15 protein-coding genes and 1 pseudogene are annotated in these 17,296 nt (G+C 34.8%); 4 read left to right on the top strand and 12 right to left on the bottom strand.

Translation table 11 applies throughout. The features are described 5' to 3' along the window. Nucleotides 1-26: 26 nt before the first annotated feature. A complete protein-coding gene (locus LPC15_RS04550; protein ID WP_229234198.1) occupies nt 27-164 on the bottom strand; it encodes a hypothetical protein in 138 nt (45 codons plus the stop codon). A 462-nt stretch (nt 165-626) separates the two neighbouring features. Between LPC15_RS04550 and LPC15_RS04545 the strand changes: the two genes are divergently transcribed. Beyond that, a complete protein-coding gene (locus LPC15_RS04545; protein ID WP_229234197.1) occupies nt 627-872 on the top strand; it encodes a hypothetical protein in 246 nt (81 codons plus the stop codon). A 137-nt stretch (nt 873-1,009) separates the two neighbouring features. Then, nucleotides 1,010-1,555, top strand: coding sequence for a cob(I)yrinic acid a,c-diamide adenosyltransferase (locus LPC15_RS04540; protein ID WP_229234196.1), 546 nt, complete (start codon nt 1,010-1,012; stop codon nt 1,553-1,555). A gap of 93 nt (nt 1,556-1,648) precedes the next feature. Here LPC15_RS04540 and meaB read toward each other — a convergent pair whose 3' ends face one another. Genes meaB through LPC15_RS04525 form a run of 3 tightly spaced genes read right to left on the bottom strand, consistent with a single transcriptional unit; the run spans nt 1,649 to nt 4,819 of the window. Continuing rightward, nucleotides 1,649-2,644, bottom strand: coding sequence for a methylmalonyl Co-A mutase-associated GTPase MeaB (gene meaB / locus LPC15_RS04535; RefSeq protein ID WP_229234195.1), 996 nt, complete (start codon nt 2,642-2,644; stop codon nt 1,649-1,651). Nucleotides 2,645-2,667: 23 nt separating this feature from the next. Continuing rightward, complete coding sequence (locus LPC15_RS04530; protein WP_229234194.1) at nt 2,668-3,144, bottom strand: cobalamin B12-binding domain-containing protein; 477 nt, start codon at nt 3,142-3,144, stop codon at nt 2,668-2,670. Nucleotides 3,145-3,163: 19 nt separating this feature from the next. Beyond that, nucleotides 3,164-4,819 (bottom strand): methylmalonyl-CoA mutase family protein, encoded by a 1,656-nt coding sequence (locus tag LPC15_RS04525; protein WP_229234193.1) that lies wholly within the window; start codon nt 4,817-4,819, stop codon nt 3,164-3,166. 260 nt (nt 4,820-5,079) lie between these two features. On the opposite strand from LPC15_RS04525, the gene LPC15_RS04520 reads away from it, so the two are divergent. Both LPC15_RS04520 and LPC15_RS04515 read left to right on the top strand, forming a co-directional pair. Continuing rightward, nucleotides 5,080-5,787 (top strand): acyl-CoA dehydrogenase family protein, encoded by a 708-nt coding sequence (locus LPC15_RS04520; RefSeq protein WP_324255074.1) that lies wholly within the window; start codon nt 5,080-5,082, stop codon nt 5,785-5,787. Nucleotides 5,788-5,802: 15 nt separating this feature from the next. Continuing rightward, nucleotides 5,803-6,231: pseudogene (locus LPC15_RS04515) on the top strand (acyl-CoA dehydrogenase family protein); the annotation flags it as partial. A gap of 149 nt (nt 6,232-6,380) precedes the next feature. Here LPC15_RS04515 and LPC15_RS04510 read toward each other — a convergent pair. The 8 genes from LPC15_RS04510 to LPC15_RS04475 all read right to left on the bottom strand — a co-directional run bounded on the left by LPC15_RS04510 (nt 6,381) and on the right by LPC15_RS04475 (nt 17,281). Then, entirely contained in the window at nt 6,381-8,603 is a 2,223-nt protein-coding gene (locus tag LPC15_RS04510) for a DEAD/DEAH box helicase (RefSeq protein ID WP_229234191.1), read from the bottom strand. A 150-nt stretch (nt 8,604-8,753) separates the two neighbouring features. Beyond that, the gene (locus LPC15_RS04505; protein ID WP_229234190.1) at nt 8,754-10,331 is read right to left on the bottom strand and encodes a helicase HerA domain-containing protein; all 1,578 of its coding nucleotides are present in this window, start codon (nt 10,329-10,331) and stop codon (nt 8,754-8,756) included. Then, complete coding sequence (locus LPC15_RS04500; RefSeq protein ID WP_229234189.1) at nt 10,315-11,595, bottom strand: DNA double-strand break repair nuclease NurA; 1,281 nt, start codon at nt 11,593-11,595, stop codon at nt 10,315-10,317. Before LPC15_RS04500 ends, LPC15_RS04505 begins: the two co-directional genes overlap by 17 nt. Continuing rightward, on the bottom strand, nt 11,588-12,862 hold the full coding sequence (locus LPC15_RS04495; RefSeq protein WP_229234188.1) for a hydroxymethylglutaryl-CoA reductase, degradative: 1,275 nt from the start codon (nt 12,860-12,862) through the stop codon (nt 11,588-11,590). The genes LPC15_RS04500 and LPC15_RS04495 overlap by 8 nt, the downstream gene beginning before the upstream one ends. Nucleotides 12,863-12,954: 92 nt before the next feature. Next, the gene (gene dnaG, locus LPC15_RS04490; protein ID WP_229234187.1) at nt 12,955-14,241 is read right to left on the bottom strand and encodes a DNA primase DnaG; all 1,287 of its coding nucleotides are present in this window, start codon (nt 14,239-14,241) and stop codon (nt 12,955-12,957) included. Between the two features lie 558 nt (nt 14,242-14,799). Further along, nucleotides 14,800-15,219, bottom strand: a complete 420-nt coding sequence (locus LPC15_RS04485) for a toprim domain-containing protein (protein WP_229234186.1) — start codon at nt 15,217-15,219, stop codon at nt 14,800-14,802. A 143-nt stretch (nt 15,220-15,362) separates the two neighbouring features. Further along, nucleotides 15,363-16,466, bottom strand: a complete 1,104-nt coding sequence (locus LPC15_RS04480) for a SufB/SufD family protein (RefSeq protein WP_229234185.1) — start codon at nt 16,464-16,466, stop codon at nt 15,363-15,365. A gap of 44 nt (nt 16,467-16,510) precedes the next feature. Further along, nucleotides 16,511-17,281, bottom strand: a complete 771-nt coding sequence (locus LPC15_RS04475; RefSeq protein WP_229234184.1) for an ABC transporter ATP-binding protein — start codon at nt 17,279-17,281, stop codon at nt 16,511-16,513. Nucleotides 17,282-17,296: the final 15 nt, after the last annotated feature.

Raw genomic sequence — 17,296 nt, 5'->3', positions numbered from 1 at the left:
TCGATCTGAGATAATTAATAAGATCATCAGCATTCTTTTGTGTAATTATCTCGATAACTATTTCCCAATGGCCAATCTTTCTCTATAATTATACCTGTAAAATTTCCCATCGCATAACCGCCTGCATATGCAAGATAACAGATAAAATTATCGAGGTTCTGCATGATTTGGGCTATAGCAAGAAGCCATATCAATGTCTCAAAAAACCGACTATTGGTGCTAACAATTTCAATCCTTTGGAAAGATAGATAATTCTGATAGTTCCAAGGGATACATCAATTATCCTGGCAAAAATATACATATAGGCAGAATTACAAACGAAAAAACATCTGAACCGATAAACGACGATGATATATCCATTAAACACTCCTTTTTATATTTCTCTTTGTTATAATCAAGTTTTATAATAATACCAATATAAAAAGATATTTAGTTATAAAAAATATTAATAGTAGAATAATTAAGTAATATAAAAATAGAAAAAAGGTTTTCAAAATAGATCTATATTTGGATAACCTATCAAAAGATGTGTTTTTCGGTCTAAACCCACTTGAACAATGTATAGTCGGTGCTTTTATCTACGGAATCCCTGGCTTATAATAGGATTTATAGTAGTGATCTTTGCAATGCCTTTAATATTATTTAACATAGTATCTTCGTTTTTACCACTGACAGAGGTTATAACAAGCATGCCTTTCTGTTGTCTACCTATTTTGTTATCTTTCCTCTGTATTGGGATTGTTAGTGAGTTATTTAGCGGAATTGGAGCAATAACTCTATGTATAGGTAGTATTATTGGCTCATATAAAGGATTAACCTATAGTATCATTGAAAGATTGGTAGATCTGCTGTACAACCTGATTATTACGTAACTACGCTAATAAAATACTGTATATCAAATCTAACATTATTGATTTTAATAATAGATTATGATTTTTTATCCAAATTTGGGAAAATTATAATTCATAAATATGAAGAAGGTTTAAATATAACAATTAAAATTGGTAATATGATCGAGATGAGAAAAGGATTAATTCAGATATACACAGGCCCAGGAAAAGGTAAGACGACCGCGGCTGTAGGATTGGCAGTAAGAGCGATAGGCCATGATTTTAACGTATGTTGGATATATTTCCATAAAGAACCAAGCAAATGGGGTTATAACGAACTAAAAGTATTAGATAAACTTGGTGTTAAGATATTTGGTTTTGCAGAAAAGCATCCACATTTTTATAAAGATGTAACTAGCGAGGAGCTTAGAGAAGAATGTTTAAAAGGCGTTGCGTTCGTCGAAAATATCTTCAAAGAAGATAAATATGATCTTATAGTACTCGATGAGATTATAATATCTGTAAGAGATGGATTTTTAAAAGAAGAAGAGTTAATAGATCTATTAGATAAAAAACCAGAAAAAACGGAGTTGGTCTTAACAGGCCGTGGATCTTCCGATATGATGGATTCTCTTATTCAAAAAGCCGATCTAGTAAGCAAGATAGAGAGTATAAAACATTACTACGATAGTGGTGTAGAAAGTCGAGCGGGAATAGAATATTAATCTGTTAAGATCAGCTATACATCCTCTATCTTTTATATTTTTTATTTTATTTTTATATATTCATGATCGAAATATTAAAAAATAAAAGGAGGTTTATGTATAGCGGCTTGTATTTGATATAGCGTTCTCCATCATAATCTTTTCTACGATCTTCTTAGCCGCTGTATAATGGTCTATCTCCTTATTTGCAACTTTACTGGCATATTCATCGAGATCACTGCTATGATTTTTACATATCCTGAGCATGATATCACTAGCAAGCATCTCTATCTCATTTTTAGCCCTCCTCTTCCGAATCTCTTTTAATCTACCTATCCTGATCAAATAATCGAAATGTTCATCTATTTTTTCTACTAACTCATCTATTCCTTTTAAATTATTACTTTCTCCGATAGTCATTATAATAGGTATCTTCCATTCTTCTTGCATCGAATCTCGTTTTTCACTTGTTTTAAAATTTAGCATCTCCTCCAAGAATTGTCTCACTCTGTCCGCACCGACGAGATCTGATTTGTTTACTACGAATATATCTGCTATCTCTAAAATTCCCGCTTTTGCAAACTGGACTCTGTCTCCCATACCAGGCATTAAAACAACCACAGAAGTATCTACAATCTTTATAACATCAACCTCAGATTGACCAGCACCGACCGTCTCTATAATAATCTTATCAAACCCGAATACACTCATAGTAGTGATAATATCACCAATCATCCTCGATAATCCACCCATTCTTCCTCTATTACTCACACTCCTGTAAAAAACCCCTGGATCTGTCCACATACTCAACCGAAGCCTATCACCTAATAACGCACCACCCGTAAAAGGACTGGACGGATCTATGGCTATCACCCCGACAGTCTTTCCCATAGATCTATATCTTTCAATTATTCGGCTTAATAGAGTACTTTTTCCAACTCCAGTAAACCCGGTTATTCCAATTATATGTGTATTCTCTTTTTGATAATGGTGGAGATTCTTTATTAGTTCTATACCTTCATCCTTCTCCTTTTCGATCCATGATATTGCTCTTGCAAGACTTCTTATATCTTTATTTTTGATACCGTCAATTATCTCTTCTACCATCATATTATAGTATACTCCATTCTCATTTAAACCGGATTTTTCTGTATAAGTTTAGTACCAACAAAATAATGTTGAGCCTCACTTTTATCTCTTTTTTCTTTGATTTTTAGATCTATAAAGTCTGATATCTCATTTAGCGGTACGCCTGGAATAAACACCCCATCTACACCAAGATCGATCAATCTCTTGAAATGTTCTTCTGGTATCGTTCCACCAACCAATATTACTATCTCATTCAGATCTACCCCATTATTCTTGAGAAGATTTAAAATTTTAGGCACATAACTCTCATGGGCACCCGATAGGAAACTCATCCCTAAAACATCTACATCTTCCTGTAAAGCTGCATTAGCAACCTCTTCGGCTGTTTTGTGCAATCCGGTATATATCACCTCGTAACCTGAGTCTCTGAAAAACCTGCATAATACCCTTGCGCCTCTATCATGCCCATCAAGTCCCGGTTTTGCTACTAAAATTTTGATCTTGCTTCTATTCATATTCATCTTTAAATCACCCGTTCATTCAAAGTAAGGTTGGTTTAGACCAGATACCATAAACATTTTTTAATACACCCATTATCTCTCCCTCCGTTGCTAAAGCCTTTATAGCTCTTATTATCGGTGGCATTATATTTTTATCTTCATCAGCAGCAGCCTGGATCTCTTCTAACGAAGATTCTACTTCTTTAGTATCTCTTCTCTCTTTTATTTGTTCTATTCGTTTAACCTGTATATCTCTTAATTCCTCCTCGTTAATCTGTAATAAAGGAACGGTAAGTTTTTCGTCTTCCAAAACAAACTCGTTTACTCCAACTACAATCCTTTCTCTCTTTTCTACATTTCTTTGGTCCTTGTAAGCCGAATCTCCTATCTCTTTAATAAAATATTCTTGATCTATACCTATAAACTCTCCCTCAAGAATGTTGCCGTCTCCCATCTCTTTGATGTAATCTATGTATTCTAATGCTTTTTCTTCAATTCGTCTGGTCAGATTCTCAACAAAATAAGATCCTGCCAATGGATCTATAGTATTGGCAACGTTACTCTCGTAAGCAATTATCTGCTGAGTCCTTAAAGCCACTCTCGCTGCTTCATCACTTGGAAGAGCCCATGCTTCATCGAACGAGTTTGTATGGAGGGATTGTGTCCCACCAAGGACAGCAGCAAACGCCTGCAACGTCGTCCTAACAATGTTATTCAACGGTTGCTGTGCAGTTAAACTGCATCCTGCCGTCTGTGTGTGAAATTTTAGTTTCCATGCCTCTGGGTTTGTTGTTCCCATCTCTTCCCTCATAAACCTTGCCCAAATTCTTCTTGCGGCTCTAAATTTTGCTACCTCCTCAAAAAAGTCGTTATGGCTGTTGAAGAAGAAAGATAGTTGTGGTCCAAGCTTATTTAGATCAATACCTCTCTCTTTAGCCAATACTACGTAAGCCATTCCGTCAGCCAGGGTAAAAGCCAATTCTTGTACTGCTGTAGATCCTGCTTCTCGGATATGATATCCAGATATACTTATCAGATTAAATTTTGGATTTACATCGACACCAAACTCAAATATATCTCCTATTATCTTTAGAGACGGACGTGGAGGAAGTACCAGCGTGTTCTGGGCATGAAACTCCTTTAACATATCGTTCTGTATAGTTCCTCTCAATATCTTTCTATCCACGCCCTGAACATCCGCCAGAGCATTATACATACCATAAATGATGGCTGCGGGTGGGTTTATTGTGAAGGAGCTGCTGACCTCATCTGTTCTTATTCCTTCAAATAATCTTTTAAAATCTTCAAAAGTATCTATCGCAACACCACATTTTCCAACTTCTCCTATAGCTAGAGGATCATCAGAATCTCTGCCCATAAGGGTAGGAAAATCAAAAGCTGTGCTTAATCCGGTCTCTCCATTTTTCAAAAGCATATGCCATCTCTTGTTTGTATCTTCAGCCAGACCGAAACCTGAAAACATCCTGTAAGTCCAGATTCTACCCCGATACATGGTAGGATACGGACCTCTCGTAAACGGATAAACCCCTGGATAGCCGATGTCCTCATTATAGTCTACATCTGTAATGTCTTCTGGTGTATAGAGCCTATCCACATTGATGCCAGATAAAGTTTTAAAATGATCTTTTCTCTCTTTATATTTAACATACTCCTCTTCCCAATCCTTTTTATTCATTATATTTTTTTCTGTACGAATCATATAATGTTTTATATTGATCGTTATTAATATACCTTATTGTTATAATTGTTATGGTTATTTATTAAATAGGTACATAATAATGAAAATAATTAGATTTATTAACAGCAGAATAACAAATGTTAAATGTAATAGGAGATTATAATAACCCAACTCGTAGACTTCCTGGCAGTGGAGGGAACCCAGATATCGATATTTAAATATCTGATGATATTGAATGATTGATTTAATAATTATTTATTATTAAGCAAAGGAGTAAAAAAAAGGATTTTGAGTTAACACGAGAAGAAGATTTAAGAAATGCTGCCAAAGAATTCGCAGAGGGAGAATTTGATCGTGATCTTGCTAGAAAAATGGATAAAGAACAGACGTTTCCCAAGGATATTTGGAAAAAAGCCTGTAAGTTTGGGTTCATCGGTTGTTATATACCAGAAGAGTACAACGGTGGCGGATTAGGATTTCTCGACAATGCTTTTATAATGGAAGAGTTTACTCGTGCAGATCCTGGGATAGGTTTTATTCTTTCTGTAACACTTGGAGCAGAGGTTCTTATCGAGTATGGAAGTGATGCACAGAAAGAGAAGTACCTTGCACCAGTTCCTATCGGTGATGCAATAATGGGAATAGCGATCACCGAGCCAAACGCAGGCAGCGATGTTTCCGGTTGTACAACGATGCATGCTGAGAAAGATGGGGACACGTGGATATTGAACGGTAGCAAGATGTTTGTAACCAACGGAACAATAGCCGATCATCTCCTTGTCCTTGCAGTAACCGATCCTGATGCAGAACGACGGCATAGAAGACAGAGTATGTTTATAGTAGAGACAGGATGGGACGGATTCGAAAGTACTAAAATAAAAGGGAAAGCCGGAATGGGTGCATCAGATACAGCAGAATTGTCTTTCAATAATGTTGAGATTCCTGAAGAAAACATGGTCGGATAACGTGGAAAAGGGTTTTACGAGACGATGACATTCTTTAATAGAGGCAGGACGTACATCGGTGCTCAGGGTGCGCTAGATAGAATTATTGATTATATCAAGAAGAGACAGGCATTTGGGCAGCCTCTTGCAAAGTTTCAGGCAATAAGGCATAGAATCGCAGAGATGGAGACGAGAACACAAGCAGCCAGGCAACTTGTTTATAAGGCTGCATGGGAATTAGATAATGGGAAATTAAGCCATAAAAATGTGGCTCTTGCAAAATGGTACGCGGCAGAGACGGGTGTATATGTCTCTGACCAAGCGGTAAAACTTCATGGAGGATATGGATATATCGATGAGTACGATGTAGAAAGGTTTTGGAGGGCGTCCAAGGTTGTAGAAATCTATGAAGGTACCAAAGAGATAGAGAAAGGGATAGTATCAGATCAGCTCCTTGGAAAGTAGAAAAACAGAAAGATTGAATAGGAAGGAATAATGGGTATATAAATCATCTACGCTTATAATATTTTATTTTTTTAGACTTATTCTTCATCAATATATAGCCAAATATTAAACTTTCCTTTCTATACTTTTTTATATATCAAAGATAGAAGTTATTCAGAAGAAGATGATTGATACTCTTTATCTATTATATATCGTATCTCTTTTGCAGTTTTTTCTCCTATATTCTCAACATCCATTAACTCTTCTTTATCTGCATTAAAAATAGATCTGATAGATCCAAAATGAGATAATAACGATTTTGCTGTACTCAATCCTATGTTAGGCAGAGAAGAGACTATATATTCTTGTCTCTCTTTTAAAGTCTTTTTTGTCTTTCCACTATGAACCACAGGTGTTCTTTTCTCCTTTTTCTGTTCTCGTTCGGCCATGCTATAAATTAATTCGGCAGAATCATTGTAATCTGTACTCATCAGGATAGGTATATTAAAATCAAGTACAATAGAGCTCAACAAGCCCCTTATTGCATTAGGTGATACATTTCTGATAGTATAGAGATCGCTACCCTCTATTAGTAAGACGGGACGATCGTAAGACGATTTAAGATTAATTAATTGTTCGAAAAATCCCCTATTTTTAGAGAATAAAGAATCTAAAAGATCATGCGTAGTCTTTCTCTCTAAACAAGTCCTATCGCTCACTATATAATCTCCTACTTCAAGAGTTTTTACATCTATACTTACTCCTTTATTCTCTAAAGCTTTTGCCACGTTAGACCTAAGCTCTCTGTGATCTACTATTACTTTGATCCGTTCATCATCTTTAAAATATTCTAAAACTTTTTTTTGCCTTCTGTGATCATTATAATCTTGTTTGTTATTTAATGTTCCAATGTTTCGCATCTTCTTCTCTTTGTTCATACTTATCCAATAATATACTTCGTCTTGAGTATTTTTTGTTATTAAAAAGATAACCTCCCCATATCTTCTCCGGGCAGTCCTTCCTTTTCTCTGAATACTTCGTATCTCTGAAGGAACTGGCTCATAAAATATAACTAGATCTGTAGCAGGGATGTCTAGCCCTTCTTCAGCGACGGATGTAGCTACAAGCACGTTGTAATCTCCATTTCTGAAACCCTCAAGAATTTTTACCTGCTCTTTCTGAGTAAGTCCTTTATCATTTTCTTTTTTTGCCTGACCAACAAATTTTACGGGTTTGACATTTTCAAGTTCTTCGATGCTCTTTACAATTATATCTACCGTATCTCTATAATTGGCAAATATTATAACTCTTGAATCTGGTGTGCTATTAAACCGATCAGAAAGTATCTTTTTTATCTCAATTATCTTTTTGTTCTCTTTATTTATATTTTTAGATAATTCTAAGACTTTATTGAATCTTGGATCTAATATAATCCTTTTTGCAGCCTTGCTTCCACCTTTAGATCTCCCCTCTACCATCAAACGGTCTAAATATCGGTTAAACGTAGAGATACCTTGTGTCTCTATCAACTCTACGGCATGCTTTACCTTTAAAATCTCTGCCAATATAGAAACAGCAAAAAAAAGATCGTTGGATGGATTATTCAATAGAGAACTTCTTACGGATTTTTGTAAAGATATAATCTCTTTTTTTGTTAAATCTTTATAATGAGAGTTTATTAATCCAAGAGATTTAAGATCATCCATCCTTTCATAAATAAGATCATCCAATAGTTTTTTTATATCTTTGATCTCGTCGGATAAATCCAATCTTATCCATTGGATAGATCTTTTATGTGTATAAGGTAGAATATCCGGATCATTCTCCCCTTTTATTACAATCTCGTCTATGAAAAGATTTTTACAGATCTCTTCGATGTTTTCTACGTTACTTCCTGGTGAAGCAGTAATACCAAGAATATTTACGAAACTTCCTTCTTCTATGTATCTTTTTGCGATATATACATAAGAATAAAGACCAACGGCACGATGAGCCTCATCGAACGTTATATGGACGACATCTCTCAAGTTTATCCTTTTACTTATAAGATCGTTCTCTATTACTTGGGGTGTAGATACGATGATCCTGCCATTATCCCATCTTTCGACTCTTTTTTTAGGAGGAATCTCACCCGTTAGAGTAATGATAAAATCTTCATCTAATTTTAAAGAATTTTTAAAAAAACGAGAATGTTGCTCTACCAAAGGTTTTGTAGGCGATAAAATGAGTGCTTTACCATTATCAAATTTAGATAGGCAAGATGAGGCTACAATTAGAGAAATAACTGTTTTTCCAAGACCTGTTGGTAGAACAATCATACAATTTTTTCCTAAAGCTTTTTTTGCAAGATTTATCTGATAATCTCTCCATTCTATTTTATCTAGATCGATCAAAGGGTTTTGCATGTTTATTCATAAAACATTTATCTTAATATGCTCAAAGAACGATTTTATAAAGATATATCTATTTAAGAGTTTAAATAGTTTATCATGTTTTATTACAAACCTTGGTTTGTAAACCTCGAATCAAAGATTCGAGATAATTTATCCCTCTATCATCCTTTTTAATCCATCCAAATCTTTTCTTATATCTTCAACTCGGTTTTTACTTCTTATATCTGCCTCTTTTAAAGCATCATTTAATAAAGATACGATATCTATATCTCCACCGCCTTCTTTTGTCTCTCTTTCTCTTATTTTTACCATTAGTGGCGTTTTAACAAGATGACCCACGACTACTGCCTCTCCAACGTTCAATCCAGGAAGATCGTTTAAAAGACTCTCACTTATCCTTTCAGAACTCTTTCTAATAGCATTTTGATCTTCTGGATTTGTAACACGCATGATAATCTGACTATTACACTGGCTTAACGCGTCAGGATCTATTTTAGATGGCCTTTGAGTTATAAGGGTTAGAAAAGCGCCGAATTTTCTGCCCTCGGCAGCTATCTTCTTAATAATAGATCGTGAGAAGGTATTTTCTTTAACTGGTATAAATCTATGTGCCTCCTCTATCATTAAAAAGACAGGATATTTATAAGAACGGGATGTTAATTTATCGTAAATTTCTTTTAATACTCTGTATGCCACATAATCCGATACTCTATCCTCCAGCCCGGATAAATCTAAAACAGAGAGGTGTTTTGGTTTTAAAAATTTATCTATATCTGTAGTTGCCGCTCCAAATACCTTTAATCTTTTTAATCTTTTTACGTATCTTAAAGCAGCAGAAGGATTGTTACCTTTGTTTTTATCTACTTTATCTTTTTCTAATTTATCTATTAAATCATTCATATCATAAGAATCTGGTAGGCTCTTTATAGCATTCTCTATCGCATCCTTGATATTAGTCCATTTCTCTTCAATTCCACAAATGGTTGCTATATCATCCACACTAAGATCTGAAAACTTTATCTCGTAAGTATTAACCTTCCTGCCAATCTCTCCCTCACTGTATCTACCGATGCTGTCCAATGTGCGGAAGATCTCTACTTCATCAATCGCTCCTCCACTCTTTTTTTTAGACATTAAAACATAATCGGCATGAGGGTCTATAACAATTATTGTAGCCCCTTTTTTTAATAATTCTTCGATTAAGACGCCTGTAGTATAACTTTTTCCCGCTCCTGTCTGTGCAAGTATTGCTATATGCCTTCTGAAACCATTGATATCTACATAGATAGGGACACCATTCCTTGTAATTAAATGCCCAATAAAGAGCCCCTCATCCTCCATGCTGGAATAAAATTCTTTTAAAACCTGTTCATCAGCTATATAAACCTTTTTTCCAGGTTGTATGGCACGTCTTGGCTGATAAACCTCTCCATTGTGGATAAAACCCAATATTCGTGTCTTTGCAAATATTTTACTATCAGCTAATCCTGCCTGTATTATTTTTTCTGCCGAGAATAAGTCGATCTCCTTTCTTAATGCCATAGATTGGGAACAGATGGTATGAATTTGACCTAAAACTTCTACATCTACGTCGTCTCCATTTACCTTTTCTGTTGATCTTACGGATACATATTCCCATTTAGTAACTTCTTCGTCTGCTACAAACAAGAACTCGGTAGATGTAGCCTCTCCTATAACTATACCTATCTTTTTATGGATATCTGTCACGTCTATAACCTCTCGCTGTTACAAAACGTCCAACAATCTTTTCAAATTCTGGTAGATAAATCTCTTCAAAATCTTTTTTTCTAAGTTTTACTCTTAAATCTACCATATTAAGCCAGATATTATAGTTATCCAATCCGCAGTATCCTGCAGATACGATATTTAATATCTCGTTAATTTTTTCATCGTTTACAACAAATTCTGGCCATCCGACGTCTATTATTCTCTTAGATATCCCAAAATACCATGAGGGCACATCTATTCTCATGGCGGTATCGATCTGTTTAGGTAATAGGTGAAACGAGACAATAGCAGGTAGGTTAAATAAATCGTCGTATAGCACCGATAATCTCCTAAAAGTATCTTTGTTATCCGACAGTTCAGGAAAACTACTCTTTATCAAAGATCTTTTATCCACCACGTACCTATTATATTCTTCTATTTTCTTCTGATTTGCTCCTAATAAAAGAGGCTTGGTATACCCTGGATGCTTTGCGTGTAACGTTATCAATTGAAAATCAGGTATTCTCGCGGTAAGTTCTTCTATTAATTTTACAACCTCTTTGTCATACATACTTTCCGCTTTCTCTATAGCCTTTCTTTTATCCTTTAATGCAAGGCTTAATAAATCTCTTCTACTCTTCTTCTCTAATCCTCTATCATCTAGTATCCTCTCGATAAGAAAATCCCTAAAAAAAGAAGTTCTACTCTCTTTGCTTATTCCAATTAAGAGGATTCTATTATCTTCACATTTTTTTATAAACTTAGCCAAAATTTCAAAATAGTCTATCGATAGCCCTTTAGAACTTGAATTTAAAAAGCTATACTCCGATAGGATATGCGATAACCTACCATAGATAGATCCATCCAATAAGATACAACCATTATATCCATCGGCAATGGAATCAAGCCCTACTAAATGTTCCATATGTTCTCGATACATTCCTAAAAACCGACTGATCTCCTGCTCGGATTTTGACGATGAATAATCAAAATCTGTTGCTATTCTTTTGTAATTTTTATTTTTAGCGATACCTAAACCTCGCACTACATAAAATAAACCTCCTACGTTCGTAGGAAAAACTGCACTACTGCTATCTATCGCCAGGACATCTATATTAGATGGTTGATCAGAGAGATCGAACTCAACCCAGTATTCATTAAAAAAAGATCCAATATTTTTAATATCGTCTCGTACAAAATCTCTCCCTATCCTATCAGACTTGCTCTTTAATTCTTTTATATACTCCGCTAAAAATTCAGGCATGATTTGTGATATTTTTTAAAATTTCTTTCGCTCTGCCAACACTGATGTTCCCCTCTTTTATCAGTAGATCCGCTACCTTATTTATAATATCGTTATTGTTGCAAATCGAAGATTCGTTATCCATCATGCTTTCCATCGCTATCTTAACGATGTTCTTAGAATGCAACTTCATATGCCCTTTCTGTATTCCTTCTGTTACCAACGCTCTCAACGCTGCAAAGTTCTGTGCTAACCCTAGTGCCGCCGCAACGCAAGAAAGTTCATTGCTTGTTTTTACGCCAAGTATCTTCAACGATAGCCTTGCACACGGCGAGATTGTACCACCACCTACAACACCCAACGGCATTGGTAGTTCGATTGACCCTGCCAAATCTCCATCTTTGGTCTTCTCCCATGTTGTCAGAGAATGATAACCATTCAAGGATGCATACGCATGAGCACCAGATTCAACCGCTCTAAAATCGTTTCCGGTCGCTATGAGCAAAGCATCTATCCCGTTCATTATACCCTTGTTATGAGTGGCGCATCGGAAAGGATCTGCATTCGCCAGATCGGTGGCTGATATTATCTTGTCAACAACATCTTCTCCACCTATATCATCTTTTCTAAACACTGCATACGCTTGTGCCAGTCTCTCTATTGCAAGGTTAGATACGATCCTTAAGATGACCTTACCGCCGGTTATCTCTTCTATTCTCCCTGCAACCGCCTCGCACATAGTGTTCACTATGTTTGCACCCATCGCATCTTTAACGTTCACAAGCAGATGGATCACTAATTGATTCATAAGAATCCTGCATACTATATCCTCCGCACCACCGCCCAAATCTTTCAAAACCGGATCTTTATCGTTGGCTATTTTTAATATATCCTCTTTCTCGTTTAGTATCATCATTTTTGAGAGATGTGGTGTATCCGTTTTTAACTGGATTTGACCGATCATTACAGGCTTTGTTGCCTTTGCTATAAACCCAAAATTGTTTCTTGCCAACCTTGCAGCATTCGACGCCGCTGCCACTACAGACGGCTCTTCTATAACCATCGGGATCAGATAATCTCTCCCATTAATCAAAAAATTTGTTGCTACTCCATACGGAAGAGAGAACGCACCAATAACGTTCTCTATCATCCTGTCCAAGTCGTCTATCGGTAAAATAGACTGTAAAACGGAAATATCATCATTCGTCAAATTTGCAAACTCCCTGACTTTTTCTGCCCGTTCTTTAGGCGGGATATTATAAAAACCTGATATTCTTGAAGATGGCAATATTAAACACCACAAATAAATAATTATTTTTGAGCTACAATATTAAAAACATTCTCTTTTTATTCTATCTCTTTTGATTCTCTTTTTTATCTTTATAGATCGTCTAACGTGAAAATTTTTACGGATACCGGTTTTTTTACAATATTTCCTGTCTTTGCACCTATTACATATCTGATACCTTTGTCAAAGGATATATCTAATATCCTTTGTGTAATAACACCATCAAATATGACTGTTTTTACCTTCTCTTTAATATCTTTTAATTCTTTAGCCAGATTTCTGACAGCTACCTCTTTTATTACCTCATCTTTTTCATTAAGAAGTAATGCTGTAAGAGTTCCATTCAATTTTTTAATATGATCTCTATATTTAATAATCGTTTTGATCTCTTTTAAAACCTCTTTATTTGTTTCTATGCTTTTTTCCTCAATTAGAGCAGCAGTATCTTCTTTATCTTCATTTACTATTGCTATCTCCACCTCACCGGTCTCTTCTTTTTTAACAATCAACTTCTTGTGTTTTTCATCATTTTTTTTTATCTTTTTAATGTTAAGATGTACTAATGCTTGCTCTAATGGAATTTTATTCCTTAACGTTTTTAATATCTCTTTCTGACTCATATCTTCGACGCATCTTCCCTCAGGTGAAAAAGCAACAAAATCAATATCTGCTGTTTGCAGTAACTCTTTTAATATTAATTCTCCACCTCTATCTCCATCCAAAAACGCGGTTGTTATTTTTGTCTTAGATAATTCTATCACATCTTTCGGTACGTTCGTTCCTTCTACCGCGATAGCGTTTTTTATTCCGTATTTTAAAAGATTCAATACATCCGACCTACCTTCTACTATTATAATGGCATCTGAATCTTTTACATGAGGTCCTGCCGGAAGCCTGCTTGCACCGTACTCTGAAATCTCATCGATCCGTATTGCTTGCCGTACTGCGTCTATTATTTTATCACTTTCCAAAAATTCATTCTTAAACATTGTTTTTAGAATTTTTTGTGCTCTATCAATTATTTGTCTCTTTTTCTCAGCTCGTATGTCTGATATTTTTTCTACTTTGATCTTAGCCATACATGGTCCAATTCTATCTATTATCTCTAAAGCAGCTGCCAAAATAGCCGTCTCGGCTTTATCTAAACTTGATGGTATCAAGACAGTCCCTGTAGATTTCCCATCCTTATTGATAATATTAACATCGATCCTTCCAATGCGTCCAGTCTTTTGCAACTCTCTTAAATCAAGATTATCGCCTAAAAGCCCCTCACTTTGCCCAAAAATCGCACCTATTACATCTGGTACCTCAATAACTCCTTCCGCATAAATATTAAGATGAATTATATATTTCGTGGTCTCTAATAAATCTGAACTCAATAAATAAACCCCCTTTAATTTAAGAATTTCTTTTCCTATCATATAATCTTCCAAAAGATAACTTTAAAAAGCTGTCTCACTACCCATCATAACCTTAGAATACTTTTTGTAATCCTAAGATTATCATTTTTTTATTGTAATCTGATCTCAATACTATCTATTCAGGAATGAATGATCATGATTGGTTAATTGTGAAGTTATTATATTACTATTAATGCTTTTTATGTAAGTTATCTTTCAAAGTTTGAACATTTTTTAATTTTTTATCAAACTTACCCAATATTATTTCTTATTTTTATATTCATACTCTATACATTTTTATTTTTGCAGAGTTAATAAAATTTACTATATATGTCATATATTATGATTTTATAATTATGATTTTATAAAGGTTTGTATCATCATACTGTATTAAATAATTTATAAAAAACAGTAGAATAAATCCTTAAAGACATAAAGAAGCAGTGTATTTTTGATTGTAAAAAGAGGAAGAGATAATGGTTTTTCAAAATTAATTGGTCAACACATCATATCATCAAAAACTTTATTAAACAAAGTTTATAAAAATTGTTCTATAGTAACCCCAAATTCTCTATAAACTTTTTTAATCAGATATTTATTAAGACTCTCTACGTCTTTGATATCTTTACAAACTAGTTTTTTTATTCTTTCTCTAATACTTAAATCTGGTAAAATATCCATGTTTTCAAGGTTATTCTTGATCTTTTCAGCCAATTTTTCGCCTTTATCGTCCCAATCGGTCATTATAATTACATTTCTGTTTTGTTTTGCAATAAATTCAGAAAAAGTAAAGATAGGCACGTTTAAAGGAAGTCTTAGACAATTTTTAATTCCTAAATCGGATAGAGAGACCTCATCTTTTCTTCCTTCTACAATAACTATCCCTCCATCTTCTGTTATTTCCTTCATTTCGATTATTGCATCTTTTATTTTCTCCAATTTTATTTTATCATTCATTTTAACAATTTGGGCATAAAATTTGTAGCTTAACACTAACTCCTGGCCTCCTCCTATCGGTGATATACCTCTGTCCGCCAAGTAACCCTCGGTGTTAAGCCTATTGTACGTTCACCTATACACCAATATAAACTTTTTTATGATCATATTCCGGCCATGCTTATATCTATCTTTTTTTGTATCTCTTCTTCCAACTGTTTTGGTAGATCTTTAATATCTATATTCAAAAAACCTCTAACGATTACAGAAGCCGCCTCCTCTTTGTTTAAACCTCTTGACATAAGATATTCTATCTCTTCTTCCGATATTTTCCCTACCGCCGCCTCATGTGATAAATCTGCATCTGCTGTCTCTGCCCTAAGTTCAGGAATCGCATGTATTATTGCATTATCCGATAACATCAATCCTCTACATTCTAAATGCCCTTTGATCTTTTTATTCTTCCCAATAATGGTACCTCTTACTGTTGCCTCACTATCATCCCGTGCTACAGTTCTTGATACAACTTCGGTCTTACTATTCTCACCGTTTAAATAAATGACAGATCCAACATCCATATTAGAATCTTCTGATGCATATAACACTGTCTGATATAAAGCCGTTGCATTTTTTCCACAATATGTTACTGGAGACATCTGCAGATCTTTGACCGGATTCATACAGATATAGTTACTGAGATAGATTCCATTCTCTTCGATTATAACACCTGTTCTAGGCCTAACAAATATTTCAGGTCCCCAAAGATGAATCATGGTAAAAGTAAGCTTTGCACCTTTTTTAATATATATCTCAGAGACGCCAATATGAAACGCATTATTCACTCCATGTAAAGCAGAACAGCCCGTTATTACATGTACCTCTGCCCCCTCTTCTACTATGATAATATTATGCACATTTTGATGGGTGCTTTCTTTTGAGACAAAAAGACAGGATTGTATCGGAAACTCTACCTTTGCACCTGGTTTTACATGTATGAAATAGCCATAATTTTGGTTTATATCTACCTCTTTTGTATATTCATCCTTATCCGGAGAGACAGCCTTCCACCAGTAATCCTTCAGCCAATCATATTTTTTAAGGGCATCTACCGTATTAAGAATCTCTATATCTTCCAAATTTGATTTTTCTGCTAAGACAGAATGATCAATCTGTAAATAAGAGCCTGAACGATTTTTCTCTTCAAGATCGAATCCTACCTTTAGAATATCCTCTTTATAATAACCATCTTGTTTATCATTTTTCGGCATTTTAATCTCCTTTATCTAAATTGCAATTAATATCATTCGTATTGTTATTGTTCCTGACAAGTTCTTATACATTTTTCATAACCATTTTTTCTTATCCCGTCAAGGATCTCTTTTGGATATCCAGAACAGGCAATCTTTCCTTTAAGCATTACGTGTGCCCTGTCTGCATTAATATAATCGAGTATTGTTGCAAGGTGCGTAATGATCAATCCCATCTTTTTTCTCCTGCTAGGTATAAGATCTCTCTCTAATAACTTCCCTATTATCTTTCCTATAAGTTCCATATTCTCTATATCCAATCCAGAATCAGGCTCATCGAACATAATAAAATCCGGTTGTTGTGCTATCAACTGCATTATTTCCGATCTTTTTATCTCGCCTCCTGAAAAACCATAATTAACATCTCGTGTTAAAAAATCTTCAGAAAAATTCAATTCTTTGGCAAGTTTCACAGCATCGTCGGTAATCTCGGTAGTTTTCTCACCCATGCATACATTTAACATTGTATTTAAAGATATACCACGAATAATTGGTGGATTCTGAAAAGCAATCCCTATTCCCATCTTGACTCGCTCGTCTATTGGTAAATCTACAATATTTCTTCCTTTAAAGATAATCTCACCACGAACTACCTTGTATCTAGATAGACCAAGTATAGATAATAGCAATGTAGTCTTACCTGACCCGTTTGGACCTAATAATACGTGTGTCTCGCCTTTCTCGATCATCAAATTTACATCTTTTAAAACATGCCCGCCATCAACATCGACAGCCAAATTTCTTATTTCTAAACTATATTTCAGTTTTATCACCATCGGTTATATAATCTT

Source organism: Candidatus Methanoliparum sp. LAM-1, from assembly GCF_020885915.1.
Lineage (GTDB): Archaea > Halobacteriota > Methanoliparia > Methanoliparales > Methanoliparaceae > Methanoliparum > Methanoliparum thermophilum.
The sequence above is the reverse complement of the archived record's forward strand: the minus strand, read 5'-3'. Positions and strand labels throughout refer to the sequence as shown.